The sequence below is a fragment of the Burkholderia aenigmatica genome, from assembly GCF_048627025.1.
Taxonomy (GTDB): Bacteria; Pseudomonadota; Gammaproteobacteria; order Burkholderiales; family Burkholderiaceae; genus Burkholderia; species Burkholderia aenigmatica.
The window spans coordinates 465,684-491,512 of sequence record NZ_CP184470.1 but is presented as its reverse complement, the minus strand read 5'-3'; the positions used below and the strand labels follow the sequence as shown (position 1 = coordinate 491,512).

Below are 25,829 nucleotides of genomic sequence, written 5' to 3'. Positions count from 1 at the left end.
AAAAACTAATATCAGGGTTTTCTACGGGTAAAGAATCATCAGCCACACCCGTTAATGCCGGCACGAGCCCGTATCTGGTCGAACAATAATTTCAATTTGCCAACCACTCGCGCAGGGGCACTACGTGAAAATCGCCAGAATGCGTATCAAAATAAAACTCCTTGGCGGCTTCGGCCTGCTCGCCGCGGTCGTCGTGATCGTGTCCGGCATGGCACTCAAGGCGCTATCCGATACCAATGCCGAGTTTTCCCGCTACATGAACGGCATCAGCGCGCGGGCGAACCTGTCCGCGCAGATCCGCACGGCCGTCGACCGGCGCGCGATCGCCGCGCGCAACCTCGTGCTCGTGACCAAACCGTCCGACCTCGAGCTCGAACTGGCCGAGGTGAACCAGGCGCACAAGGACGTGCAGGAGCATCTCGCGAAGCTCAAGGCAATGATGGCGGACGCGACCGACACGTCCGATCGCGCACGCGAACTCGTGGCCGACATCGTGCGCATCGAAACCAGCTACGGACCCGTCGCGCTGCGCATCGTCGGGCTCGCCCAGGCCGGCAAGAAAGACGAGGCGACCGCCGACATCGACGACAACTGCCGGCCGCTGCTCGCGCAGCTGGTGCGCGCGACCGACGCGTACGCGACCTATACGCATGAACGCGAACTCGCGATCGCCCAGCAATTCGCGGACCGCTATGCGATGGAGCGCAACCTGCTGGCCGGCATCTGCCTCGGTGCCGTCGCGATCGCGGTCTGCGGCGGCCTGTGGCTGACGCGCAAGATCACGGTACCGATCGGCTCGGCCGTGGACGTTGCACGCACGGTCGCGAACGGCGATCTCGGCAGCCGCATCGACGTGAGCGGCAACGACGAGACGCGCGATCTGCTCGAAGCGCTGCGAACGATGAACGAGCGGCTGATCGGCATCGTGGGCCGCGTGCGCGACTCGTCGAACAGCATCGCGCATGCGGTGAGCGAGATCGCGTCCGGCAACCTCGACCTGAGCCAGCGCACCGAGGAACAGGCCGCGTCGCTGCAGGAGACCGCCGCGACGATGGAGGAATTCACGTCGACGGTACGGCTGAACGCGGAGAACGCGCAACAGGCGAGCGCGCTCGCCGCGAATGCGTCGGATGTCGCGCATCGCGGCAGCTCGGTGGTCGGCCGCGTGGTCGACACGATGACGGAAATCGGCCACCGCTCGTCGAAGATCGCCGACATCACCGGCATCATCGAAGGCATCGCCTTCCAGACCAACATCCTCGCGCTGAACGCGGCCGTCGAAGCGGCACGGGCGGGCGAACAGGGCCGCGGCTTCGCGGTCGTCGCGAGCGAGGTGCGCAGTCTCGCGCAGCGCTCGTCGACGGCGGCGAAGGAGATCAAGGAACTGATCTCCGCGTCGGTGCAGACGATCCGCGACGGCTCGGCGCTCGCCGGCGAAGCCGGCAAGACGATGTCGGACGTCACGCAGGCCGTCGCGCGCGTGACGGACATCATGGGCGAGATCGCGGCCGCATCGGCCGAGCAAAGCCGCGGCATCGACCAGGTGAACCTGACGATCACGCAGATGGACGAGACGACGCAGCAGAACGCCGCGCTCGTCGAGCAGGCCGCGGCCGCATCGAAGTCGCTCGAGGCGCAAGGCCACGAGCTGTCCGAAACGGTCTCCGCGTTCCGGATGCCGGCCGGCACGCATGCGACGTCGCCGGGCGGGCACGCGCACGTGCCGGCCACGCAACACTGGCAACCGGCCACCGCGTAGCGGATACCGCACGGAGACGACGATGCGCACGCCGTTCCAGCGGTTCGCCTGCGTCACGCTTGCGCGCACCGCGCGATGTGCGGCCGCGCGCGGCACGCGGTGCGGCTGTGCATCGTCGCCGTCCGGCGCGGCCTGTGCACACGCACGACATCGCGCTTCGCCGATTCGTGTCGTGCGTTCGCGGCACGCGTGCGGGTAGCTCGCACGTCGACGTAACCGCGTCATCAGCGGTCGTCGCTGTCGACCGGTGCGACCTCGTGCGCGTGTCCTGAAATGCGCATCGTCACGAACGATCGCACGCCCTACGCACGCCGCCGCATCGCATCGCGCGCGCCGCATGTGCAGCGTTGCGCAAGTTTCGATCCCGCCCCGTGTTGCGTGCGTTGCCCTACCCATGACATGGAGATCGCGCTGCATTCGCACGCGCATTGCTCGCCGCCGCAGACTTTTAAAACCAACGAATGACGAGTATGCTTAAAAAAGCACTCCCCGTTCGGACGGCGAATCGCGTGCCCTGACTCCCTTCCGATCGCATTGCGGCCCCATCGCTTCGCGCCCCGCGCGTCGATGGCGGCGTCTGCTTCTCGCGCCACGGCCGCACGAACCTTTCCCCCAACAATCGTCAGGAGAGCTGGTGAGCCGACTCGTCGTCGTATCCAATCGCATTGCAGATCCCCGTAAAGCTGCGGCCGGCGGGCTCGCCGTCGCCGTGAAAGACAGCCTGCAGGAAACCGGCGGCGTCTGGTTCGGCTGGAGCGGCAGGCTGCGCGGCGGCGACGATCAGCCCACACATGGCGACGAGGTGCAGATTCAGAACGTCGGCGGCATCCAGCTCGCGACGATCGATCTCGACCCGCAGGATTACGACGCGTACTACCTCGGCTATTCGAACAACGTGCTGTGGCCGGTGTTTCACTACCGGCTCGATCTCGCGCAGTTCGACCGCCGCTTCGCCGACGGCTACCGGCGTGTGAACCAGCTGTTCGCACGCAAGCTGCGCACGCTGCTGCGGCCCGACGACACCATCTGGGTCCACGACTACCAGCTGATTCCGCTCGCCGCCGAGCTGCGCGCGATGGGCTGCACGAATCCGATCGGCTTCTTCCTGCACATCCCGATGCCGCCGCCGCCGATCATGGCCGCGATCCCGGAACACGAATGGCTGATGCGCTCGCTGTTCGCGTACGATCTCGTCGGGTTCCAGACCGAGTCGGATCTGCTCCACTTCGAGCATTACGTCGAAGCGGAAGCCGGCGCCGCGCGGCTGCCCGACGGCCGCCTGCAAGCGTTCGGCCGCACGCTGTCGGCCGGCGCATTCCCGATCGGCATCAACGTCGACGAGTTCGAATCGCTCGCGCGCGATCGCGACGGGATCGACATGTTCGAGCGGATGCGCGACGAATATTCCCGCCGCCAGTTGCTGGTCGGCGTCGACCGGCTCGACTACACGAAGGGGCTGCCGCAGCGCGTGCATGCGTTCCGTCAGTTGCTCGAACAATATCCGGAGAACCGCGACCGCGCGACGCTGATCCAGATCGCCGCGCCGAGCCGCGAGGATCTCGGCGCGTACGACGACCTGCGGCGCGAGATGGACAGCCTGTGCGGCGCGATCAACGGCGACTACGGCGAACTCGAATGGATGCCGATGCGCTACATTCACCGCACCGTCGCGCGCAAGCGCTTGCCCGGCCTCTATCGCGCAAGCCGCGTCGCGCTCGTCACGCCTTTGCGCGACGGGATGAATCTCGTCGCGAAAGAATTTCTCGCTGCGCAGGACGCAGCCGACCCGGGCGTGCTCGTGCTGTCGCGTTTCGCCGGCGCGGCCGAGCAGTTGAAGTCGGCGCTGCTCGTCAATCCGTACGACACGCAAGGCACCGCGCAGGCGATCCAGCGCGCGCTCACGATGCCGCTCGAAGAGCGTCGCCAGCGGCACGCGGCGCTGATGGCGATCGTGCGCAAGAGCGACGTGCACTGGTGGCGCACGCGCTTTCTCGACGCGCTCGCCGAAGCCGCCGAAGTCGCGGCCGCGACCGAATCCTGACGCGCGCTCACGCGTCGGTCGCCGCATATTCGAGCGCCGCGCCGTTCACATCGCACAGGTCGACCGAAACCGGAATGCCTTCGCGCAGGCTCTCCGTCAGTACGCAATACGCATCGAACTGATCGAGCACGCGCGTCGCCGCCGCGAGATCGGCCCACGTCTTGCCGATCGACAGCCGGACGGCCATCGCGCCCACCCGTACCCTGCCCGCTTCGTTCTGCACCATGTCGACGTCGATGTGCGCGGCAATCGGCTGCGGATCGACATGCTGTTTTTCCAGCGCGAACTGCAGGCTTGCCGCGAGACAGGTCGCGACGGCCGCGGCCAGCAGCCGGATCGGATTCGGCCCGCGCCCGTCGCCGAGCGGCGGCGGTTCGTCGGTGAGCACCGGCGCCAGCGTCGTGCCGGCAAATACCACTTCGAAACAGAAACGCGCCTGCTGCGCGACATCGACCGATACGTGCGCCTCGCTCATGGCGACTCCGTGGAGATCAACAGGGAAAGGAAGGCCGGCACGCCGTCGTATCGACGCGCGCGGCTCGCAGGTTCGCGGCATCTTCAGCGCTCGGGTTCGCGTGGCGGCCCGTACGCGACGAAATCGCGCTCGACCGCGGATGCCTGCTCCGTTTCGATCGCGCCGCCGCGTGCGCCGGCCCCGTCGTCCGGCGCGGACACCGGCGCCGTGGCGGACGGCGGTTCGGCGCGTCCATCGATCAACGCCTGCAACGCGTCGCGCTCGAGCACCTCGCATTGCAGCAGCCGGCGCGCGATGCGTTCGAGCGCATCGCGGCGTTCGCCAAGCGTCGTCGCGACTCGTGCATGCGCGTCGGTCAGCAGCGTGCGCACCTCGTCGTCGATCATCCGCGCGGTGTGCTCGCTGCAGCGCCCGTCGCCCGCATGCCATGCACCGGGTATGCCCGTGCGCGCATCGCCGTCGTCGAACGTCGCCAGCCCGATCTTCTCGCTCATCCCGTACTGCATGACCATGTGGCGCGCCATCGCGGTCGCGCGTTCGAGATCGTTCTGCGCGCCCGTCGACACGTCGCCGAACACGAGCTCCTCGGCCACCCGCCCGCCGAGCAGCGCATCGATCCGGTCGAGCAGTTCGCTCCGGCGCAACACGTAGCGATCCTCGGTCGGCACCTGCTGCGTATAGCCGAGCGCCGCGACGCCGCGCGGAATGATCGACACCTTTTTCACCGGATCGCAATGCGCGCGGCTTTCCGCGACGAGTGCGTGGCCGGCCTCGTGATACGCGATGGTCAGCTTCTCCTGTGCGTTCATCACGCGGCTCTTGCGCTCGAGGCCCGTCAACGCGCGGTCGATCGCCTCGTCGAAGTCGGTCATGCCGATCGCCGGCTTGCCGAGTTCGGCCGCATGCAGCGCGGCCTCGTTGACGACGTTCGCGAGATCGGCGCCGACGAAGCCCGGCGTGCGCGACGCGAGTTCGCCGAGATCGACGTCGGCCGCGAGCTTCACGTGCTTCACGTGCACGCCGAGGATCTGCCGGCGGCCGTTCACGTCGGGCCGGTCGATCGCGATGTGGCGATCGAAGCGGCCCGGCCGCAGCAGCGCGGGATCGAGGATCTCGGGCCGGTTCGTCGCGGCCATGATGATCACGCCGGAGCCGGCCTGGAAGCCGTCCATCTCGACGAGCAACTGGTTGAGCGTCTGCTCGCGTTCGTCGTTGCCCGACATCGGGCCGACGCCGCGCACCTTGCCGAGCGCATCGAGCTCGTCGACGAACACGATGCACGGCGCCTTCTGCTGCGCCTGCTCGAACAGGTCGCGCACGCGTGCCGCGCCCACGCCGACGAACATCTCGACGAATGCCGAGCCGCTGATCGAGAAGAACGGCACCGCCGCCTCGCCGGCCACCGCGCGCGCGAGCAGCGTCTTGCCGGTGCCCGGCGCACCGACCACGAGCACGCCCTTCGGGATCTTGCCGCCGAGCCGCTGATAGCGGTCGGGGTTGCGCAGGAACGCGACGAGCTGCTGCAGCTCGGCCTTCGCTTCGTCGATACCCGCGATATCGTCGAACGTGATGCCGGTTTCCTGCTGCACGTACACGCGCGCGCGGCTCTTGCCCATCCCGGTGAAATCCTGCAGCCCGCCGCGCCTGCGCAGCATCATGTTCCAGATGAACACGAACAGCACGAGCGGCAGCAGCCACGACGCAAGCGATGCGATCCAGCTCGTGTCGGGCGCGCCGTGATAGCGGATGCCGGCGGCGGTCAGCGTGTCGGTCAGGTGTTCGTCGGTCACGCGGTTGGTCGTGAAGCGCCACGGCGCGCCGGCCTGCTGCACGGCCGCGGTTTCGGAGGCCGGCAGCATCGCGCCGGCCTGCGGCATCTTCAGCGTGCCCGAGATCGACGCGGGGCCGACCTCGAGATCGTCGACGAGCCGTGCGGCGACCAGGCGGTGAAAGTCGCTGTACGCGATCGACGCCGACGACGGATGCAGCATCAGCAACTGCGCGGCGAACAGCACGAAGAAGCCCGCCGCGATCAGCAATCCCGGGTAGTCGAATTTCCTGTCCATGGCATCGGGCCGGACGTGCGCGCTACGCTGCGCGGCACGGCGAACGTGCGCGGACACGCGCGCAGCCGGCGCGCGGCATCGGCGGCCATGCGGAAGCGGCCTTCATCCACGCCATCGTCGTCTCGCTTCAACGCCTCGTTCGTCGCATCAATGGCGCCGCGACGACGCCGTCGGCCGGCGCCGCCGGGCAATCCTCGCCCGGGCGGCACGCCGCGACGCGCCGCCCCTGAATCCAGTCTAGTTCGCGCGCGGGCGTCGCGCATGGCCCGAGGCGTGCCTCGAATCGTCCGACAAACACCTTTCATCTGCCCCCGTTGCCGCGTTATAGTCGCATTCGTGACATTTTTGTGACAGTCATGCCGAAGCGGCCGGCACGCAACGCCGGCCATTGCTTTCCATCCTGCGGCGCGGCAGCCTGTGCGACGCCGCAGCGCATGACGCCCCGTCCACCCGCCCATTCGAGGAACCCCCGACGTGAACGACACGCCCGATCGCCCCGACGACCTTCCCGCCGATCCCGACCGCCGCCGTGTGCTCGGCGGCCTCGCCGCGCTCGGTGCGGGCGTCGCGCTCAGCGGCTGTGAAACCACGGCAGGCAGCGCGCCGCGTTCCGCCGCCGACCAGCGCATCGACGAAGCGTTGCGCCAGCGCGTGCGCCACATCGTCGTGATCTATGCGGAAAACCGCAGCTTCGCGAACCTGTACGGCGATTTCCCGGGCGTGCAGCATCCGTTGAGCGAGGTGCGGCCCGAGCACGCGCAGCAGCTCGATCGTGACGGCAAGACGCCGCTGCCCGTGCTGCCGAAGATCTGGGGCGGGCTCGTGCCGCAGGCGCAGGAAGTGGGCGGCAAGCGCTACGCGATCGCCGAACGCGACATCGACAAACTGCCGAACGCGCCGTTCCTGATCACGGACGCACAGGGCAAGGCGCTGCCGAACGGCGTGATCACGCGCGATCTGTGGCACCGCTTCTACCAGAACCAGATGCAGATCGCGGCCGGCCGCAACAACCAGTTCGCCGCGTGGGCCGATTCGGGCGGCCTCGTGATGGGCCACTACCGCAATTCGGCCGATACGCTGCGACTGTGGAATCTCGCGCGGCAATACACGCTGTGCGACAACTTCTTCATGGCGGCCTTCGGCGGTTCGTGGATGAACCACATGTTCCTGATCTCGGCGCAGCCGCCGCTGTATCCGGACGCGCACAAGCATCCGCATGCGGCGAAACTGCTGTCGAAGGTCGAAGGCGACGATCCCGCCGGTACGCGCCTGAAACTCGCCCACGATTCGCCCGCGTCCGCGCTCGACGGCCCGCCGAAGTTCGCGGCCGATGGCGCGCTGACGCCGGATGGCTACGGTGTGAACACGATGGCGCCGCCGTACCAGCCGAGCTACGTACCGCCGCCCGATCCGGGCAACGCCGCGTATGCGGATCCGGCCGACCATCGCGTGATGCCACCGCAGGGCTATGCGACGATCGGCGACCGCCTGTCGGAAAAGAACGTCGACTGGGCGTGGTACAGCGGCGCATGGCAGTACGCGCTCGAGCATCGCGACACGGGCACCGTGCCGGATTTCCAGTACCACCATCAGCCGTTCAACTATTTCGCGAACTACGCGCCCGGCACCGACGCGCGCAGCAAGCACCTGCGCGACGCAGGGCTCGGCGACGAGCCGTCGACCAACCGCTTCATCGCCGACATCGACGCGGGCCGCCTGCCGGCCGTCACGTTCTACAAGCCGCAGGGCAACCTGAACATGCACGCGGGTTATGCGGACATCGAATCGGGCGACCGTCACATCGCGACCGTGATCGACCATATCCGGCGCGGGCCGCAATGGGACAACACCGTGATCGTGATGACACACGACGAGAACGGCGGCTGGTGGGATCACGTCGCGCCGCCGGAAGGCGATCGCTGGGGGCCGGGCTCGCGGATTCCGGCGCTCGTGATCTCACCGTTCGCGAAGAAGGGTTTCGTCGATCACACGCTGTACGACACGAACTCGATCCTGCGCTTCATCAGCCGCGTGCACGGGCTCGCGCCGCTCGACGGCGTGGTCGCGCGCAACAAGGCGTTCGCCGCGCGCGGCGCGACGCCGCCGGGTGATCTGACGAACGCGCTCGATCTCGGCTAGGAACCGGCTGGCCTGATTGGTTGGCCGCTTGGCTGCTTGAAACGACGACGCCCCGGGCAATGCGATGGCCCGGGGCGTCGTTCATTTCCGGCCTGAAAACGCTACGCGGCGCTTCGCAGTGCGTCGCACCCCGCCTGCGCAGCGTGGCGCCCCGCCTGCCGGCCGAAGAACGTCGCGTCGGCCAGCGACAGCCCCGAGCTGTACCCGGCGCCCCAGCGCGGCAGCCCGCAGGTCGTGCGGCCCGCCGCATAGAGCCCCGGCACCGGCGCGCGCGCCGCATCGACCACCTGCCCGGTCGGCAGCGTGTCGAGCCCGCCGAGCGTGAAGTGCGGATAGAACGCATAGTCGATCCGGCAATCGAGCGCGACGAACGGCGGCTCGATCAGCGGCTGCAGCCATTTCTTCGCCTTGTGGAACAGCGGATCGGCGCCTTCGGCCGCATGGCGGTTGTAGACGTCGACGGTGGCCGTCAGCGTGCCGGCCGGCATCTGCAGGTCGCGTTCGACTTCCTCCCATGTTTCGCCGGCCGCCGCGATGCCGATCCGCGCGATCGCGGGCGGCTCCTGGTACGTCGCCTGGTCGACGAGCAGGTAGATGCGGTCGTCGGCCTGATGGAATGCGTGATGGCCCGTGCGGCCGTGATAGCCGTCCTCGTTGATGAAGCGTTGCCCGCGCGCGTTCACGAAGATCCCCCGGATCAGCGATTCGGGCGCGTAGAACGGCAGGCTGACGAAGCCCTGATCCATGTGGATCGCCGCGCCGCCCGCGCTCTGACCGAGCAAAATGCCCGAGCCATCGTCGCCGGGGCTGCCGATCGGCTCGTCCGAGCGCAGGAACTGCGGCGCATGCCGGCGCACCATGTCGCGATTCATCGCGAAGCCGCCCGCGCACAGGATCACCGCGCGACGTGCCCGCACGAATGCCGTCTCGCCATACGCGCGCAGCACGACGCCACGCACGGCGCCGCCGTCGTCGACGATCAATGCCTGCGCGCGCGTGTCGTAGCGCGTCGCGACACCGAGCGCCGCCACGCGTTCCGCCAGCACGCGCATCAGCATCTGCCCGCCGCCCCAGCCCGGCCATTGCGGCGTGTGCCCGCGCGGGCACGGCTTCGCCGCCTCGCTGAACGGCCAGGCTTCCTCGCTGCCCGACCAGATCAGGCAGTCGTCGGTTTCCGGTTCGACGATCCGCTCGGCAATGAACGTGTTCTTGTACGTGAGGCCCTGCGCGACGAGCCAGTCGTGGTGCGCGAGGCTTTCGTTCGCGTAGAGCCGCACCTTCGCGTCGTCGGCGTCGCGGCCGCCGGCCAGCATCAGGTAGCGGTACAGATCCTCGGTGGCGTCGGTAAAGCCGGCCTGCCGCTGCGCGGGCGTGCCGCCGCTGCCGCCGAGGTAGATCTCGCCGCCCGACAGCGCGCTCGTGCCGCCGTAGCTCGACGCGCGCTCGACGATCAGCGTGTCGGCGCCGGCGCTCGCGGCTTCGATCGCGGCGCAAGCGCCGGCCGCGCCGAAGCCGACGATCACGACATCGTGTTCGGCATCCCAACGATGTACGTCGCGGGTGTTCAGGGGGTGAGTCAGGGAATAGTCGGATGACATGAGGAATGGTCAGCGTTTAGGAGATCTGCGGGAAGCGGTGGGTGTGGCGAGGGCTCGCGGCCCTGATGCGGGCGTCGCTGCGCCGTCACGTCACGATGGCGCGTTGCTGTGATACCGCGTTGCCGGTACTGGCACGCGGCGGCGCCAATGCAAGCCGCGTGCGCTGCCATGCGCGACGGCAGTCGAATCGCGCGAAGCCGGACCCGCCGCGCCAGCCTGGCTGACGCACGACGACCGTGCGGCGATTTCGGCAAATGCGGACAACGCGCCGCCGCGCGACGACGTCCGGCCGGTTGGCGCGGCGCGCGGCCGCGCCGGCGTCACATGCCGCGCATCGCGGCGAAACCGAAGTGCGACGGATCGATCGGCACGCAACCGGTCGGCAGGCCGTTCACGTCGACGGAGCGGCATTGCAGGATGCCGGCCGCATACGGCGGCGACGGCACCTGATCGGCGCCGTATCGCGCCAGTGCCATGGCAGCGAACGTGCCCATTGCCAGTACGCACAGCTTGCGAGTCGTCAGTCTCATGATCGTGTCCCCTCCGGTTGTCCGCTGGTGCGGCTCGTATCCGGCGCATCGCATGCGGCACCGGATGACTGCACGGTAGCCAGCGCCCGGCCGCCGGCCATCGTCCGTTTCGACTAGGGGCAAACGCTGAGCGGACGGGGTACGGCCTGCGGCATCGCAACATCGAACGCCACGGCTTCGCATACGTGAAGGAAACACGACACGTCGCGCGCCTGTCGTAGCAGGCCGCGCCAATCGTCAGACGCATGTCGCACACCGGTCGCTGCGTCGCACCATCCACGCAGCCTCGTGCGATATAAGGCGGCCTGCCCCGGTGTTTTCCCCGACCCTCGCCCTGCTCCGTATGGATGATGAATCCCGGCCTGCCCGGTGCGAACCTGCCCGTCGACGTCGCAATGCCGCCGCGTCGGCCCGCTTCGCACGGCCGATGCGTTCCGTTTTTCCACGGGAGCCAACGCATGACCGATTCCAATCCCCGCCACGCGCTGTACGACCTTGCGTGCCGCTACGCGCAAGCCGTCGACCGGCGCGACTGGCCACGACTCACCGCCCTCTTCACCCCCGATGCCACCCTGGCCGGCCCCGGCTTCCGCTTCGACGATCGCGACGCGATCGTCGCGGGCATGCGCGTGATCGAGCGCTACGAAGCGACCCAGCATCATGTGCACAACCAGCTCGTCACGCTCGACGGCGGCGCGGCCGACGTCGAGACCTATGGCGTCGCCTGCCACGTCTACGTGCGCGACGGCGCGAAGCGCAAGCTCGACTGGGGGCTGCGCTATCGCGACCGCTGCGTGTTCGACGGCACCACGTGGCGCTTCGCCGCGCGCACGCTGCACGTCGACTGGGCGCAAGATCTGCCGCTGGAGGGCTGAACGATGCGCACCTCCGCTCCCCTCGACGGCCGCACCGCGCTCGTGACGGGCGGCGCCGGCGGCATCGGCGCGGCCTGTGCGTACGCGCTCGTCGCCGACGGCGCGGCCGTCGTGCTGATGGGCCGCCGCCGCGATGCGCTCGAACGCACGCAGCGGCACCTGACCGACGCGGTGCCCGGCAGCCGCGTCGCAATCCATGCGGGCGATGCCTGCGACGATGCCGACCTGCAGGCCGCGCTCGACTGCGCGTGGGCGCTCGACCATCGCCTCGACATCGTCGTGCCGACGGTCGGCGGGGCGGGCTTCCGGCCGCTGCTGCTGCACGACGCCGACACCTTCCGCGCCGAAATCGACCTGAACCTGCACAGCGCGTTCACCGCGATTCGTCATGCGGCGCCGCGGCTCGCCGACAGCGGCGGCGGCGCGATCGTCTGCATCTCGTCGACGGCCGCGCAGATCAACTTCCGTTGGCTGTCCGCGTACTGCACCGCGAAGGCCGCGCTCGAAGCGCTCGTGCGCGGCGCGGCCGAGGAACTGGCCGGCGCGAAGATCCGCGTAAACGCGGTGCGCCCGGGCCTCACGCGCTCCGAAGCCACGGCGCCGATGTTCGACAACCGCGCGCTCGTCGACAGCTTTCTCGAGCAGATCCCGCTCGGCACGCTCGGCGAACCGGCAGCGATCGCGCATGCGGTGCGCTATCTCGCGGGCCCCGAGTCAGGCTGGGTGACCGGCCAGAGCTTCGCGGTCGACGGCGGCCATGAGCTGCGCACCAACCCGCGCGTCGACGACACGATCGCGCAGATCTACGGCACGGCCGCGCTCGACGCGATCAAGGCCGGCCGCGTACCGGGCGCCGCATGAGCGCCCGCATTCTTTCAACGTCAAAGGAATTCGACCGACCATGAATCGAGTCGCAAACAAGGTCGCGCTGGTCACCGGCGCGGGAAGCGGCGTCGGCCGCGCGGATGCGCTGCTGCTCGCCGCCGAAGGCGCGCGTGTCGTGCTCACCGACATCGACGAAGACGCAGGCCGCGCGCTCGCACGCGAGATCGGCGACGCGGCGCTGTTCGTCCGCCACGACATTGCCGATGAGGATGGCTGGCGGCATGCGATCGCGTCGACGCTCGACCGCTTCGGCCGCCTCGACGTGCTCGTCAACAACGCGGCGATCTGTCCGGTCGGCTCGATCGAGGACACGAGCCTCGACACGTGGCGGCGCGTGATGCGCACCAACGCGGACGGCTATTTCCTCGGCTGCAAGCACGCGATCGCCGCGATGAAGGGCAACGACACGCCGGGCTCGATCGTGATGATGTCGTCGGTCGCCGCGCTCGGCGGGCTGCCGATGATGTGTGCGTACACCGGGTCGAAAGGCGCGGTGACGGCGCTCGCGCGCAGTGTCGCCGTGCACTGCAAGCGCAGCGGCTACCGGATCCGCTGCAACTCGATCCATCCGGACGGGATCTGGACGCCGATGACGCAGGCGTTGATGCCCGATCTCGACCCGGCCGCGCTCGGCATCGGCAGCGATCCGATGGCGCGCATGTGCGACCCGCAGGACGTCGCGAATCTCGTGCTGTTCCTCGCATCCGACGAATCGCGCTTCGTGAACGGCGCGGAGCTGCGGATCGACAACGCGCAACTGGTGTCGTCGCTGTGACGCGACGCCCTGCCTTCACGTTCAAAGGAGTCCATCGATGATTTCATTCACCGGCAAGAACGTGCTGGTCACCGGCGGCGGCGCGGGCATCGGCCGTGCGTGCGCGGAAGCGTTCGGCGCGGCCGGCGCGCGCGTCGCGGTGGCCGAGATCGACCCGGCCCGCGCGCAGGACGTGCGCCAGGCGCTCGAAGCGGCGGGCGTCGATGCGCTCGTCGGCACCGTGGACGTCACGCGCCGCGACGAGGTCGATGCGTTCGCGCGAACGATCGACACGCGCTTCGGCGGCCTCGACGTGCTCGTCAACAATGTGGGCGATTTCCTGCAGATCGCGAAACCGTTCGACGACTGCACCGACGACGACATCGCGCGGCTGTTCGATGTGAATCTTCGCCAGGTCTTCATCGTCACGCGCGCGATGCTGCCGTTGCTGCGCAAGCGCGGTGCGGGCGGCAGCATCGTCGGCGTGTCGTCGATCGAAGGCTTCCGCGCGATTCCGAACTGCACCGTGTACGCGTCGTTCAAGGCCGCGCTGACCGGCTTCACGAAGAGCCTCTCCGTCGAACTCGGCCCGGCCGGTATTCGCGTGAACCAGATCGCACCCGAAACCACCGAGACGCCGCAGGTGCCCGTCAGCGCCATGGTCGCGGCCGAGCATCGCGAGCACATCCCGCGCTGGATCCCGCTCGGGCGCTTCGGCGCGGCCGGCGATATCGCGGGAGCCGCACTCTTCCTCGCGAGCCCGCTCGCCGCGTGGGTCACCGGCACGACGCTGCATGTCGACGGCGGCGCGCTCGCGGCGGCCGGCTGGTATCGCGACCCGAACGGCTTCTGGACCAACCTGCCCGTCGTCGCGGGCAACGGCTTCAACTTCTGAGCGGCACCGCTCGCCTGTTCATTTCACGCGGCGCGGTTGCGCCGTACCGGGAGACACCATGAAGATCCTGATCGTCGGCGGCACCGGCCTCATCGGCGGCCATGCCGCGCTGCACCTGCATGCGCAGGGCAACCACGTCACGCTCGCCGCGCGCAAGCCGCCCGCCCCCGGCAGCGCGCTCGCGCAGTTCGACGTGCTGCTGCGCGACTACGTGTCCGGCAACTTCACGCGCGACGAGCTCGCGCCGTTCGATGCAGTGGTGTTCGCGGCCGGCAACGACATCCGCCACCTGCCGCCCGGCACCGACGAAGCCGCGCACTGGGAGCGCGCGAACGTCGCCGCGGTGCCGCGCTTCTTCGCGCTCGCGCGCGATGCGGGCGTGAAACGCGCGGTGCTGGTCGGCAGCTTCTATCCGCAGGTCGCCCCGGCGCTCGTCGATACGGTGCCGTACGTGCGCTCGCGGCATCTCGCCGACGAACGCGTGCGTGCGCTCGCGACGCCGTCGTTCGCCGTCTGCAGCGTCAATGCGCCATTCGTCGTCGGCTCGGTGCCGGGGCTGCGCAACGAGATGTTCGCGGCGTACACGGGTTATGCTCAAGGCCAGTTCGCGGGGCTGCCCGTGTTCGGGCCGGCCGGCGGCAGCAACTTCATCTCGACGCAATCGCTGTCGGAAGCGATCTGGGGGGCGCTGCAGCGCGGCGAAGCGGGCAAGGCCTACCTCGTCGGCGACGAGAACCTCAGCTTCGCCGACTACTTCGCGGCTTTCTTCCGCGCGGCCGGCAATCCGCAGGACGTGCCGTCGCTCGACCAGGAGCATCCGCTGCTGCCCGACATCGCGATCTACACCGGGCGCGGCAATGTCGTGTCGTACGAGCCCGATCCGGCCGACAGCGCGCTGCTGCGCTACCGGCGCGGCGACGTGCAGCGCGCGGTGAACGAAGTCGTCGCGCATTGCCGCGCGCAGTAAGCGAATAGCGCGTGTGGGGCGCGGATGCAAAAACGTCCCGCCGCCGGCATTCATGGCCGGCGGCGGGACGTCAGGATGACTACGCGAATGCGAACCGTCAGGCGCCGATGCGCTCCGCGATCTTCTTCATCGTGTCGGTCATTTCGGCCGGCAGGCGCAGCTTCAGCGTATCGAACAACGCCGCATGCAGCTTCAGCTCCTCACGCCATTCGTCGGCGTTCATCGACGTCACCGCATCGAACTGCTCGCGCGTGAAATCGAGGCCATCCCAGTGCAGGTCCTCATACGCGGGCGACACGCCGAACGCATGATCGCCGCCACCGCCGGTGCCTTCGAGACGGTCGAGCATCCACTTCAGCACGCGCATGTTCTCGCCGAAGCCCGGCCACACGAACTTGCCGTTCGCATCCTTGCGGAACCAGTTCACGCAGTAGATCTTCGGCAGCTTCGCGCCCGCGCCTTCGAGCTGCTTGCCGAGCTTCAGCCAGTGCGCGAAATAATCGCTGACGTTGTAGCCACAGAACGGCAACATCGCGAACGGATCGCGGCGCACGATGCCCTGCTGGCCGACCGCCGCGGCGGTCGTCTCCGAGCCCATCGTCGCGGCCATGTACACGCCTTCGACCCAGTCGCGCGCCTCGGTCACGAGCGGCACGGTCGTCGAACGGCGGCCGCCGAAGATGAACGCATCGATCGGCACGCCGGCCGGGTTCTCCCAGTCGCCGTCGATCGACGGACACTGCGCAGCCGGCGCCGTGAAACGCGAATTCGGATGCGCAGCCTTGCGGCCCGTTTCCTTGCCGATTTCCGGCGTCCACGGGTTGCCCTGCCAGTCGGTCAGCTTCGCGGGCGGCGTGTCGGTCAGCCCTTCCCACCACACGTCGCCGTCTTCCGTCAGCGCGACGTTCGTGAAGATCACGTTTTCGGTGAGCGTCGAGATTGCGTTCGGGTTGGTCTTCACGCCGGTGCCCGGTGCGACGCCGAAGAAGCCGGCTTCCGGGTTGATCGCATACAGTCGGCCGTCGGGGCCCGGTTTCAGCCATGCGATGTCGTCGCCGATCGTCGTGACCTTCCAGCCGTCGAAGCCCTGCGGCGGAATCAGCATCGCGAAGTTGGTCTTGCCGCACGCGGACGGGAATGCCGCCGCGACGTGATACTTCTTGCCGGCCGGCGACGTCACGCCGAGGATCAGCATGTGTTCGGCGAGCCAGCCCTGGTCGCGGCCCATCGTCGAGGCGATACGCAGCGCGAAGCACTTCTTGCCGAGCAGCGCGTTGCCGCCGTAGCCCGAGCCGAAGCTCCAGATCTCGCGCGTTTCGGGGAAATGCACGATGTACTTGACCGGGTTGCACGGCCACGGCACGTCCTGCTGGCCGGCTTCCAGCGGATGGCCGACGCTGTGCACGCACGGCACGAAATCGCCGTCTTCGCCGAGCACGTCGTACACCTCGCGGCCCATGCGCGTCATGATCCGCATGTTCACCGCGACGTACGGGCTGTCCGACAGTTCGACGCCGACGTGCGCGATCGGCGAACCGAGCGGGCCCATCGAAAACGGCACCACGTACAGCGTGCGGCCGCGCATCGAGCCGCGGAACAGCCCGTTGAGCGTCTCGCGCATTTCGGCAGGCTCGATCCAGTTGTTGGTCGGGCCGACGTCGTCGCGCGATGCCGCGCAGATGAACGTGCGATCCTCGACGCGCGCGACGTCGGACGGATCGGATTGCGCGAGATACGAGTTCGGGCGCTTTGCCGGGTTCAGGCGCGTGAGCGTGCCCTGGTCGACCATCGCCTGGCACAGCGCATCGTTTTCTTCCTGCGAGCCGTCACACCACACGACGCGCTCGGGCTCCGTGAGCGCCGCGATACGCGACACCCAGTCGATCAGCTTGCGATGTTTGACGAAAGCCGGCGGAGCGATCAGCGGGCCGTGTGTTGCCTCGGCCATAGTGTTTTGCGACATGAGGATGTCTCCAGATTATTGGGCGGGGATGGGGGATGCGGGTCGAACCCGCGAGATGGGGTATGCGATTGGAGCGCAGGATGCGGCGGCGCGCAGGACGGGACGCGCGAGCGGAGCGCGCGTCGATGCCGCGATGCGAGCGAGAGAAGGTGATGTCTCTTTAGTAATTGCGAACGCGAGTTTCGCCATACAAGCAACCTGCCGTACAACTCCATGACGGCCAGCATACCATCGCCGTTATTCGGCAAACGTTGCGTTGCAACAAGAAACAACTATGTCGGCGAGCCGGCACGCCGGTTGCCTGTGAGTTCTTTTTACAGCGCCATTGCGCGCGCTTTGGGGACGAAATGTCCGGGACGGCCGCCCGGCAAGGGTTTTGCGGGAGCGGCAAAATCGGCCTGCCGCTCCCGCGCATGGCAACCGCGAAAGCAAATTGCGCGAATTCGCGTTTTCGCTACTGCGGGAAACCCCGAATTAGGTTGCGTACACAAACATCTGACGTGACCGCGCGGCAAGCGCCCCTGCTCAAAACGGTGCGCCCGGCAATCCGGGGTAATACGCGCCCGCTGCCATCCCGCCGTCGACGGCCAGCTCGGCGCCGTTGCAGTACGACGCTTCGTCGCTCGCGAGGAACAGCGTCGCGCGGGCGATCTCGTCGGGCAGGCCGACGCGTTGCAGCGGCACGTTCGCATAATGCTTGTTGATTTCCTCGAGCGGCGCGCCGGTCGGATTCGACATCGCGGTGTTCACGCCGCCCGGATGGATCGAATTCACGCGCACGCCCTGATGGCCGAGTTCGAGCGCCGCGACCTTCGTCAGCCCGCGCACGCCCCACTTGCTCGACACGTATGCGGCCAGCGCGTTCACGCCGCGCAGCCCGTCCACCGACGAGATGTTGACGATCGACCCGCTTTTCTGCGCGATCATGCGCGGCGCGACCGTGCGGATCCCGATGAAGGTCCCGACGAGATTGATCGACACTGCGCGCTCGAAATCGCGTGTCGACAGTTCGATGATGCCGCCAAACGTCAGCACGGCCGCATTGTTGACCAGCACGTCGATACGGCCAAACTGTTCCTTCGTTGCTTCGGTTACGCGCACCCAGCTCGCTTCGTCGGCGACGTCGAGCCGCATGAAGCGCGCCGCGTCGCCAAGCTCGCGCGCGAGCGCTTCGCCTTCCGCGTCGAGCACATCGCCGATCACGACGCGCGCGCCCTCCGCGACGAACAGCCTGCACGTCGCCGCGCCCATGCCACGCGCACCGCCCGTGACGATCGCTACCTTGCCTTCCAGTCGACCCATGTCGTCCTCTCTTCGATTCCGGTTTGCCGGCTGCCACGCGCCTGGGTGCGCGTGCGTGCCGGATCGTGATTGGCACGCGGCGAGCGCCGCGCGCCGTCGGCCCTTGCGATCAGCCCCAGTAAGCCTGCCCGCCGTCGAGCGGCAGCGTCGCGCCCGTCAGGTACGCGGCGTCGCGGCTCGCCAGAAACACGATCGCGCGCCCGATGTCCTGCTCGCAGTCGCCGACGCGGCCGAGCGGAATCGTGCGGAAGAACGCGGCGGCTTCCTGCGGATTCGCGTCGACCCAGCCTTTCAGGCCCGGCGACAATGCATGCGGCGCGACCGCGTTCACGCGGATGCCATCCACGCCCCATTCGCAGGCGGCCGCGCGCGTCAGTGCGCGAATCGCCTCCTTGGTCGCGGCGTATGCGCCGTAACCCGACGCATCCCAGCGCACCGCGGCCGACGAAGCGAAATTGACGATCACGCCGTCGCCCTTCAGATGCGGATGGCACGCGCGCATCATCCGCAGCGTCGCAATCGGCCCCGATTCGAGTCCCGCCATGAAATCCGCGTCGGTCACGTCGAGCAGGCGGCCGAGCGGCACGACCTGCGCGTTGTTGATCAGGATCTGCACACCGCCGAACCGTGCGACGACGCTGTCGACGCACTGCGCGATCTGCGCGGCGTCCATCACGTCGCACACGAACGGCTCGGCCACGCCGCCGCGCGCGCGGATCGCTTCGCAGGTCGCGAGCAGCTTGTCGCGAGTACGGCCGACCACCGCGACGTGCGCGCCTTCCGCCGCGAGCGCATGCGCGACGCCCTGGCCGACGCCCTGCCCCGCACCCGTCACGAGTGCGACCTTGCCTTTCAGGATGCCCATGCGCGCACCTCAGGCGACGATCGCCGGATGCGCCTGCACGGGCCCGCCGAGCAGTTCGCGGTACGACGGCGGCTGCTTGCCGTCGAGATCGGCAATGCCGTACCGCAGCGCGGCTTCCGCGCCGACGAGCACCTGCCCCGACAGCGCCATGCGCTGCGGGTCGCCGTGGATCGCGTGAATCACGCGGCCCGTGAATTCGGGGCTTTCCGCGACGAGCGAGAATTCCTTGTACAGATCCGGGTGTTCTTCCCACACGCGCGTCGTACGCTCGGTGCGCAGCGGGCCCATCCAGATCGACACGGCCGCGACGTCGAACGGCTTCAGGTCGACGGCCATGTCCTTCGCGAACTTGTCGACACCGGACTTCTGCGCACCGTAGGCCGCGCCGTGCATGTAGCAGCTCGCGCCGAACGACGACGTGAACGCGATCAGCCCGCTGCGGCGCTTCGCCATCAGCGGCGCCGCGTGCCAGCTCGCGACGTACGCCGAGCGCAGCCCGACATCGAGGATGTTGACGAGGTCGAGCGACTTCTCCCAGAACGGGCCCGGCAGGATCAGTTGATCGTGCAGGTAGGTCGCGTTGTTGACGAGAATGTCGAGCCGCCCGCGTTCGCTTTCGATGCGCTCGAACAACGCCTTCACCTGCGCATCGTCCGCATGGTCGCAGGCCACCGCGATGCCGCGGCCGCCGAGCGCGTCGATCTCGCGCGCGGTCTCGTGGATCGTGCCGGGCAGCGGCGCATCGCCTTCGTTCTGCGAGCGGCCCGTGACATAGACGGTCATGCCGGCCGCGCCGAGCGCGCGCGCGATGCCCTTGCCCGCGCCGCGCGATGCGCCCGTCACGACGGCGACCGGCGCATCGTGGTTCTGTGTCATGTTCGATGTCTCCTGTTGAATGTGTGCCATGAGCGTGGCGCTGGCGTGCGTCAGGCGGCCGGCGGCTGCGCGCCGGCGAACAGCACGCCTGGCGCATCACCTTCGTAGCGGGCCGTCAGCGTCGACGTGACGACGCAGCGCGTGCCCGCGATCTTCCATTCGCCGTCGACCTTCCGGTATTCGTCGTCGTAGTACGCGCCGAGCTGCGTGAGCGTGCGCGCGTTCGTGTCGATCATCTGGTAGTGCAGACCCCACGTGCCGCGTGCATGGGTGTCGTCGAGCACGGCGATCTCGGGATTCACGCCGTGGTGCATCTCGACGATGTGCGGATGGCAGCCGAGTCGTGCGAATACGTCGACGAGCGCGTCGCGCGTGTCGAACGTGCCAATCTGGCCGTAGTCGATATGCACGTGGCCGGGCACGAAGCAGTCGCGCATCCCCTGCGGATCCTTGCGGTCGCAGCACGTGAAGTAGCGCGCCTTCAGCCGGCGGATCGCGTCGGCATCCTCGAGCCGGCGCACGCGCGCTTCCAGCGATTCGATGAGGGTCATCCCGTCTCCTTGTTCGATGCCGACGCGGTTCGAACGCCGCGTCGATGCCACGTTACCGCCGCGCGACGCACCGGCCATCACCCGTTCGGATGAAATCCGTGATTCGTGTCGGCAGCGCCGTTTACGTGCGGCAACGGCGTTCGTCCGAACAGACGATGTGATGCACCGGGCTTCGTTCCTACCATCGAACGACACCACCACGAGACCCGGCGATGGACGACACGACCCGCACGCTCCATGAGTACGAGCAGATCCGACAGCTGAAGTACCGGTATTTCCGCGCGGTCGACACGCACGACTGGGCGCTGCTCGCGGATTGCCTGACCGACGACTGCGAAGCACGGCTGTACGGTGGCCGCTACGCGTACGACGGCCGCGATGCGTTCGTATCGAGCCTGCGCGAGCTGATCGGCAAGCCGACCTTCCTGACGATGCATCACGGCCATCACCCGGAGCTCACGCTGGTCTCGGCCGATCACGCGTGCGGCGTGTGGTTTCTCGAGGATCACGCGATCAATCTTGAGGATAACTACCTGCTTCATGGCACTGCGTTCTACGACGACCAGTACGTGAAACGCGACGGCGTGTGGCGCATTCACGCGACGCGTCATGAACGGCTGTTCGAAACCGTCACGTCGCCGATCCCGCCGTCGTTCACGCTGACCGCGAACCGGTTCGCGCCGGGCGCGCACCAGGCGTCCGAAACGCCTGAAGCCGCTTCCTGAACCCCGGCGGCAGCGCCGCCGATCCCGTCATTCCCCTGGAGCCGAAGCAATGGAGAAAGTCATTTACGTGTTGTGGCGCGACGCACAGGCCGCGCCGGATCAATGGAACCGCACGGTGCGCGCGCAGCTCGCCGACAAGTTGCTGTCGCTCGGTGCGCACGGCGTACAAGTGAACGTCGCCGACGCGGAGGTCGCGCCGGCCGCCGGCCTGAAGCAGACCAACACGCACCCGGGCATCGACGGCATCGTCGCGGTGTGGGTCGACAGTGCGAACGCGATGTTCCGCCAGCCGTTCGACGATGCGGTGCGCGCGGTCGTCCCGCACATGGCTGCGTATCTGGTTACCGAGTCGCAGCCGATTCCGAATACGCGCTTTCCGGCGCGTCCGGGCGAGCGGACCACGGGCTTCTCGCAGCTCGCGTTCCTGAAACGGCCGCCGCGCCTCACGCATGAAGCATGGCTCGACGTGTGGCACGGGCATCACACGCGCGTCGCGATCGAGACGCAGGACAATTTCCTGTACGTGCAGAACGTGGTCGTGCGCGCGCTCACGCATGCGGCACCCGGCTACGACGCGATCGTCGAGGAGTGCTTCCCCGCTGCGGCGATGACCGATCCGCATGCGTTCTTCGATGCGGTGGGCGATGACGAGAAATTCCAGCGCAATGTGGCCGAGATGATGGACAGCTGTGGGCGCTTCATCGACTTCGACAAGATCGATGTGGTGCCGACGAGTCAGTATGTCGTGAAGGCTGTGCGGGGATAGGCCCAGGCGATCGCGCGGCGCGATCCTTGATGGCTACCGGGAGCAGTCGTTCGGCATCGTTGCGACGGCTTTCCCGGATCCCTTCAACTCACGCAAACCTGCCGAAACCCACGTCTTCCTTGACGAACGTTCCCGTCGACAGGAGTGCGCTTTCGATGTCCGAGATGATCGACGCGTTGTGGATCGTCGCGGTGACGAACAGCGCCCAGATATCGTCGTCTATTTCGTAGTGACCCCGCGCATATGTCCAATAGCTGAAGTAGCGATCCTGGGACAAGGCGACCGCAGGGTCATCGAGGCCGTCCGGATGCGGGACCTGGACAGCGTGCAGCGCATCCTGCAGGATCGCCGCGACATTTGGAAAATCCACGGCGCGATGGTCGTCGAGTATCTCGACCAGAAGATCGCTGCCGTGAAATACCGGCCGGACGCGGAATCGAATCGGGTTTGTCATGGTTCGTTTAAGCGATGGGTCAGCCCCTTGCGACCATGATCTTGTTCTCGTGCCGGATCCCGTCGAGCTCGAAGTACGCTATCCCCTCCTGCGTCATTCCACGGGAATGGTAGAAAGCGATTGCCTTCTCATTCTGCGAGTTGACGCTGAGCCAGAATGAGCGATTTCCGGTTCTTTCCTCTGCCACGCCGCTCGCATGAGTCAGCAGTGAAGATCCGATTCCACGGCCGGCAAAAGACGGCTGGATGTAGAGCGTTTCAATCTCGACGGAAACGTCCGCGTGGCGCGAACCCAGACGGATGGCGATATATCCGGCAAGATTTCCGTCTGCCTCGGCAACCAGCAGAACGACGCCAGGATCGTTCACCAGCGTCAGGATCCGTTCGCTCGTAAAGGTGCTCAGCACGTACTGTGCAATGACCTCGGACACGCCCGCCGCTGCATAGGTATGCACCCACACATGCGCGCCAAGCACGGCAATTCGCGCGGCGTCTTCGCGCCTCGCGGTTCTGATCGACAACATCGCGTTCATTTCGTTCTTTCCGCAGAGAATGGCCGAAACCGGGCTGTACGCATGGATACCCGAGAATCTACACTGACAATCCCGCTTCGACGATACGGATCATGCATGGAATCGCTTGCCCCCTTCAGTGGTTCAAAGATCGCGCTTTTCAAAGACCGGGAAATCCTCGTCTATCGACGCGACGACAAACCCGACATACCGTTTCCCGGTCTGTGGGATCTGCCCGGTGGAGGCCGGGAAGGCAACGAGACGCCCGAAGCGTGCGCGTTGCGTGAACTCCATGAGGAATTCGGACTGACGATACCGGGTAGCCGGATCGGTTGGTCCCGGGTCTATCCGTCGACCCGGCCGGACCGCCTGCCGCACTGGTTCTTCGCCAGCTGGCTGAGCGATGCCGAAATCGCCGCGATTCGTTTCGGCAACGAAGGCCAGGAATGGACACTGATGGACGTCGATGCGTATCTGCGGCTCACCGATGCGATCACGCATTTGCAGGCGCGCGTTTCGGATTATCTGCGGCGTTGACGGTGCACGATTTCCGGAGATCGGCGTTTGTCCATCGAGTGTCGCCTGCTGGCCGACGCCTGCTCGATGCGTTCGACCGACAGACGCACCAGACTCGACCGGGACTAGCGCCGGCTCACTGTCGATGCTGCACGAACGCCGAAATCGCCGCCACGACGCCATCTGCCAGCGGCAGATCCGGGTCCGAATAAGCGGCGAGGTTGTCTTGCCGCGCCGACGTGCGGACCGTCTTTAGCACATGATTGGCGTCGGCGATCAGCGCCATTTCGGCCCGCGGATTGGCCTCCTTCAGTCGTTCCGCGTCCTGTACGGCAACCTGGATATCCCGCGTTCCCTGCACGATCAGCACGGGCTTCGTATAGCCGGCCAGCAGCGCTGCCGGATCGATGGTCAATTCGCTCATCAGGAAGCGCTGGACTTGCGGTCTGAACAACGGCATGAGTGCTGGATCGATCCCGGCTGCGTCTACCCGTTTCCCGGCTTCCAGCGATTCGAGGATCGACAGTGCATTTTCGAGGATCGGCGCATTGGCCGGGTTCGATTGCAGTTGCTCCCTCAATACGGGCGCGAGCGGGCGTCCCGCCGTGGATACCAGGATCAGGCCGGCAATCTCGGCCATTTGCCTTGCCGCCAGCAATGCCACCAATCCGCCCTCGCTATGCCCCAACACCCATACGCAGGAAGCGCCGGTCTGCGCACGGATCGCGGCTACCCACGAACGGACATCGGCCGCGTACGCGTCGATCGTGACGTCATCGGCATCCGGTGTCGCCGACGCGCTGCCAAACAGGCCGCGCTTGTCGATTCGAACCGACGCGATACCTTCATCGAGCAATCCTTCCGCGAGCAATCGGTAGGTCGACGCCTGCACCCAGTGCGGTGAGTTGCCATTCCTGTCGGTCGCGCCGGAGCCTGGCACGATCAACACCACCGGGGCGTCACCGGTGTCCGGAAACAAGAGCGTGCCTTTCAGCGGGCCGGCTGGGCCCGGTGCTTCGATTTCTGTCTGCATGGTTTGTCAAGAACCTCTCGAATGAAGCGCGATAGCCATTGCGAATGGCGTATCGCTTGACGGGCATCCTGGATCTCCATACAAGCGGGACCACCGACCTGGCTGGTCCCAACCTGTCGATCGTGCCGCGGTGGCTAACGCACCCGATCGTTACGTGTCATCGCGGCCAGAATATATCCGGCGATTCTCGGATTCTCCTTGATTCGCCGGGTGCTGTAGCCGTACCAGTCCTGGCCGTACGGCACATAGACGCGCACATTGAATCCTTGCGCAAGCAGCGCGTCACGCGCCGGTTCGCACACACCGAGCAACATCTGGAATTCGAACCTTGACCTGTCGATCCGCTCGCGTTGCAGCCAGCCGGTCAGCGCATCGATCAACTGTGCATCGTGGGTGGCAATACCCACGAACGATCCCGCCTGTATTGCAGTCGAAACGTGCTGGACGAAGTGCGCATTGATCGCCGCCCGATCCCTTGACGCACCGTCAACGAGGTGCTCGCTCGCCTCCGCATAAATCCCCTTGCAGATACGCATGCGGCTTTTGCGCTCAAGCAGTGGCACGATGTCATCGCTCGTGCGCTTCAAATACGCCTGCAGTGCGACGCCGATCGCATGGCCTTCGGCTTCGAACGTCGAGAACGCATCGAGCGTTTTCCGGGTGCAGCGGATGTCTTCCATGTCAATGCAAGCACTGATCCCGTGCGCGGCCGCCGATCGCAGTATCGCCGAGACGCGCGCCAGGCATGCGGCTTCGTCGAGATGCAATCCGAGTGCAGTCAATTTGATCGACAGCTCGGCGGGTTCATGCGCTGAACCGAGCGCATCGATGAGATCGAGATAATCGCGCGTCATCGACTCTGCCTGTTCAGGCGATGACGCCGTCTCGCCCAACACATCGACGGTGGTTCGGAAGCCTGCTGCATGGAGCGCCTGGATGCGCGTACGCGCATCGCAAAGCGTTTCGCCGGCGATATAGCGGCGGGAGATCCTGCGGATCAGCGAACGGGGAACGAGCGGGATGGCGTGCGCCGCCATCGTATTGAAAATACGCATGTTGTGGTCTCTGGAAAACGCAGTCGCACGAATACAGACACGATCAGTCAATTCGAACGACATCGCCGGACTGTTGTTCAGCACAGTCCGGGACGAATACCCAGGCCGATGCAATGACTGCATCGCCGCTGGTTTTCAGTGCGTTTTCGAGGGAGGCCAGGCAGCTGCGTACATGATTCGAGTGGGATCTGTTGCGGTTCGCTACGGGTGGGTCAATGCCGGCTTTCG

24 protein-coding genes are annotated in these 25,829 nt (G+C 66.9%); 11 read left to right on the top strand and 13 right to left on the bottom strand.

Annotated features, from left to right (window positions below; translation table 11 throughout):
- Nucleotides 1–139 precede the first annotated feature (139 nt).
- Together ACN8ZM_RS34605 and otsA are read left to right on the top strand one after the other, a co-directional pair.
- Entirely contained in the window at nucleotides 140–1,759 is a 1,620-nt protein-coding gene (locus ACN8ZM_RS34605) for a methyl-accepting chemotaxis protein (protein WP_420213261.1), read from the top strand.
- A 634-nt stretch (nucleotides 1,760–2,393) separates the two neighbouring features.
- Entirely contained in the window at nucleotides 2,394–3,800 is a 1,407-nt protein-coding gene (otsA, locus tag ACN8ZM_RS34600; RefSeq protein WP_043186714.1) for an alpha,alpha-trehalose-phosphate synthase (UDP-forming), read from the top strand.
- Between the two features lie 7 nt (nucleotides 3,801–3,807).
- On the opposite strand, the gene ACN8ZM_RS34595 is transcribed toward otsA, so the two are convergent.
- Complete coding sequence (locus ACN8ZM_RS34595; RefSeq protein ID WP_043186713.1) at nucleotides 3,808–4,275, bottom strand: OsmC family protein; 468 nt, start codon at nucleotides 4,273–4,275, stop codon at nucleotides 3,808–3,810.
- 83 nt (nucleotides 4,276–4,358) lie between these two features.
- Nucleotides 4,359–6,341 carry an ATP-dependent zinc metalloprotease FtsH gene (ftsH, locus tag ACN8ZM_RS34590; RefSeq protein ID WP_301767672.1) on the bottom strand — a complete coding sequence of 661 codons (1,983 nt, stop codon included), beginning with the start codon at nucleotides 6,339–6,341 and terminating at the stop codon, nucleotides 4,359–4,361.
- Nucleotides 6,342–6,815: 474 nt separating this feature from the next.
- Between ftsH and ACN8ZM_RS34585 the strand changes: the two genes are divergently transcribed.
- Nucleotides 6,816–8,480: an acid phosphatase gene (locus ACN8ZM_RS34585; RefSeq protein WP_420213260.1), complete on the top strand. Its 1,665-nt coding sequence runs from the start codon at nucleotides 6,816–6,818 to the stop codon at nucleotides 8,478–8,480.
- A 101-nt stretch (nucleotides 8,481–8,581) separates the two neighbouring features.
- On the opposite strand, the gene ACN8ZM_RS34580 is transcribed toward ACN8ZM_RS34585, so the two are convergent.
- Together ACN8ZM_RS34580 and ACN8ZM_RS34575 are read right to left on the bottom strand one after the other, a co-directional pair.
- The gene (locus ACN8ZM_RS34580; RefSeq protein ID WP_420213259.1) at nucleotides 8,582–10,078 is read right to left on the bottom strand and encodes an FAD-dependent oxidoreductase; all 1,497 of its coding nucleotides are present in this window, start codon (nucleotides 10,076–10,078) and stop codon (nucleotides 8,582–8,584) included.
- Nucleotides 10,079–10,398: 320 nt separating this feature from the next.
- A complete protein-coding gene (locus tag ACN8ZM_RS34575) occupies nucleotides 10,399–10,608 on the bottom strand; it encodes a hypothetical protein (protein ID WP_043186702.1) in 210 nt (69 codons plus the stop codon).
- A gap of 458 nt (nucleotides 10,609–11,066) precedes the next feature.
- Between ACN8ZM_RS34575 and ACN8ZM_RS34570 the strand changes: the two genes are divergently transcribed.
- From ACN8ZM_RS34570 to ACN8ZM_RS34550, 5 genes are read left to right on the top strand one after another with little or no spacing between them, the layout of a single operon-like run.
- Nucleotides 11,067–11,483 (top strand): nuclear transport factor 2 family protein, encoded by a 417-nt coding sequence (locus tag ACN8ZM_RS34570; protein ID WP_420213258.1) that lies wholly within the window; start codon nucleotides 11,067–11,069, stop codon nucleotides 11,481–11,483.
- A 3-nt stretch (nucleotides 11,484–11,486) separates the two neighbouring features.
- A complete protein-coding gene (locus ACN8ZM_RS34565; protein WP_420213257.1) occupies nucleotides 11,487–12,344 on the top strand; it encodes an SDR family NAD(P)-dependent oxidoreductase in 858 nt (285 codons plus the stop codon).
- 40 nt (nucleotides 12,345–12,384) lie between these two features.
- Nucleotides 12,385–13,143: an SDR family oxidoreductase gene (locus ACN8ZM_RS34560; protein ID WP_420213256.1), complete on the top strand. Its 759-nt coding sequence runs from the start codon at nucleotides 12,385–12,387 to the stop codon at nucleotides 13,141–13,143.
- Nucleotides 13,144–13,180: 37 nt separating this feature from the next.
- On the top strand, nucleotides 13,181–14,017 hold the full coding sequence (locus ACN8ZM_RS34555; protein WP_420213255.1) for an SDR family NAD(P)-dependent oxidoreductase: 837 nt from the start codon (nucleotides 13,181–13,183) through the stop codon (nucleotides 14,015–14,017).
- 58 nt (nucleotides 14,018–14,075) lie between these two features.
- Nucleotides 14,076–14,984, top strand: a complete 909-nt coding sequence (locus tag ACN8ZM_RS34550; protein WP_420213254.1) for an NAD-dependent epimerase/dehydratase family protein — start codon at nucleotides 14,076–14,078, stop codon at nucleotides 14,982–14,984.
- Between the two features lie 97 nt (nucleotides 14,985–15,081).
- On the opposite strand, the gene ACN8ZM_RS34545 is transcribed toward ACN8ZM_RS34550, so the two are convergent.
- The 5 genes from ACN8ZM_RS34545 to ACN8ZM_RS34525 form a co-directional block, all read right to left on the bottom strand.
- Nucleotides 15,082–16,947 carry a phosphoenolpyruvate carboxykinase (GTP) gene (locus tag ACN8ZM_RS34545; RefSeq protein ID WP_205824380.1) on the bottom strand — a complete coding sequence of 622 codons (1,866 nt, stop codon included), beginning with the start codon at nucleotides 16,945–16,947 and terminating at the stop codon, nucleotides 15,082–15,084.
- Between the two features lie 525 nt (nucleotides 16,948–17,472).
- Complete coding sequence (locus ACN8ZM_RS34540; RefSeq protein ID WP_420213253.1) at nucleotides 17,473–18,249, bottom strand: glucose 1-dehydrogenase; 777 nt, start codon at nucleotides 18,247–18,249, stop codon at nucleotides 17,473–17,475.
- A 109-nt stretch (nucleotides 18,250–18,358) separates the two neighbouring features.
- The gene (locus ACN8ZM_RS34535; protein ID WP_301767681.1) at nucleotides 18,359–19,114 is read right to left on the bottom strand and encodes an SDR family NAD(P)-dependent oxidoreductase; all 756 of its coding nucleotides are present in this window, start codon (nucleotides 19,112–19,114) and stop codon (nucleotides 18,359–18,361) included.
- A 9-nt stretch (nucleotides 19,115–19,123) separates the two neighbouring features.
- Entirely contained in the window at nucleotides 19,124–19,990 is an 867-nt protein-coding gene (locus ACN8ZM_RS34530; RefSeq protein ID WP_043186690.1) for an SDR family NAD(P)-dependent oxidoreductase, read from the bottom strand.
- A gap of 50 nt (nucleotides 19,991–20,040) precedes the next feature.
- The gene (locus tag ACN8ZM_RS34525; RefSeq protein WP_205824384.1) at nucleotides 20,041–20,541 is read right to left on the bottom strand and encodes a nuclear transport factor 2 family protein; all 501 of its coding nucleotides are present in this window, start codon (nucleotides 20,539–20,541) and stop codon (nucleotides 20,041–20,043) included.
- Nucleotides 20,542–20,753: 212 nt separating this feature from the next.
- Here ACN8ZM_RS34525 and ACN8ZM_RS34520 point away from each other — a divergent pair, with 212 nt between their 5' ends.
- Both ACN8ZM_RS34520 and ACN8ZM_RS34515 read left to right on the top strand, forming a co-directional pair.
- Nucleotides 20,754–21,266 (top strand): nuclear transport factor 2 family protein, encoded by a 513-nt coding sequence (locus ACN8ZM_RS34520; protein ID WP_301767684.1) that lies wholly within the window; start codon nucleotides 20,754–20,756, stop codon nucleotides 21,264–21,266.
- A 49-nt stretch (nucleotides 21,267–21,315) separates the two neighbouring features.
- The gene (locus ACN8ZM_RS34515; RefSeq protein WP_420213252.1) at nucleotides 21,316–22,032 is read left to right on the top strand and encodes an EthD domain-containing protein; all 717 of its coding nucleotides are present in this window, start codon (nucleotides 21,316–21,318) and stop codon (nucleotides 22,030–22,032) included.
- Between the two features lie 88 nt (nucleotides 22,033–22,120).
- Here the strand turns inward: ACN8ZM_RS34515 and ACN8ZM_RS34510 are convergent, their stop codons facing one another.
- Together ACN8ZM_RS34510 and ACN8ZM_RS34505 are read right to left on the bottom strand one after the other, a co-directional pair.
- Nucleotides 22,121–22,486: a hypothetical protein gene (locus tag ACN8ZM_RS34510; RefSeq protein ID WP_420213251.1), complete on the bottom strand. Its 366-nt coding sequence runs from the start codon at nucleotides 22,484–22,486 to the stop codon at nucleotides 22,121–22,123.
- Nucleotides 22,487–22,505: 19 nt separating this feature from the next.
- Nucleotides 22,506–23,018 (bottom strand): GNAT family N-acetyltransferase, encoded by a 513-nt coding sequence (locus ACN8ZM_RS34505; RefSeq protein ID WP_420213250.1) that lies wholly within the window; start codon nucleotides 23,016–23,018, stop codon nucleotides 22,506–22,508.
- Nucleotides 23,019–23,114: 96 nt separating this feature from the next.
- Here ACN8ZM_RS34505 and ACN8ZM_RS34500 point away from each other — a divergent pair, with 96 nt between their 5' ends.
- Nucleotides 23,115–23,534 (top strand): NUDIX hydrolase, encoded by a 420-nt coding sequence (locus ACN8ZM_RS34500; RefSeq protein ID WP_043186685.1) that lies wholly within the window; start codon nucleotides 23,115–23,117, stop codon nucleotides 23,532–23,534.
- A 115-nt stretch (nucleotides 23,535–23,649) separates the two neighbouring features.
- Here the strand turns inward: ACN8ZM_RS34500 and ACN8ZM_RS34495 are convergent, their stop codons facing one another.
- Both ACN8ZM_RS34495 and ACN8ZM_RS34490 read right to left on the bottom strand, forming a co-directional pair.
- Entirely contained in the window at nucleotides 23,650–24,546 is an 897-nt protein-coding gene (locus ACN8ZM_RS34495; RefSeq protein WP_420213249.1) for an alpha/beta hydrolase, read from the bottom strand.
- Between the two features lie 134 nt (nucleotides 24,547–24,680).
- On the bottom strand, nucleotides 24,681–25,601 hold the full coding sequence (locus ACN8ZM_RS34490) for a proline dehydrogenase family protein (RefSeq protein WP_420213248.1): 921 nt from the start codon (nucleotides 25,599–25,601) through the stop codon (nucleotides 24,681–24,683).
- Nucleotides 25,602–25,829: the final 228 nt, after the last annotated feature.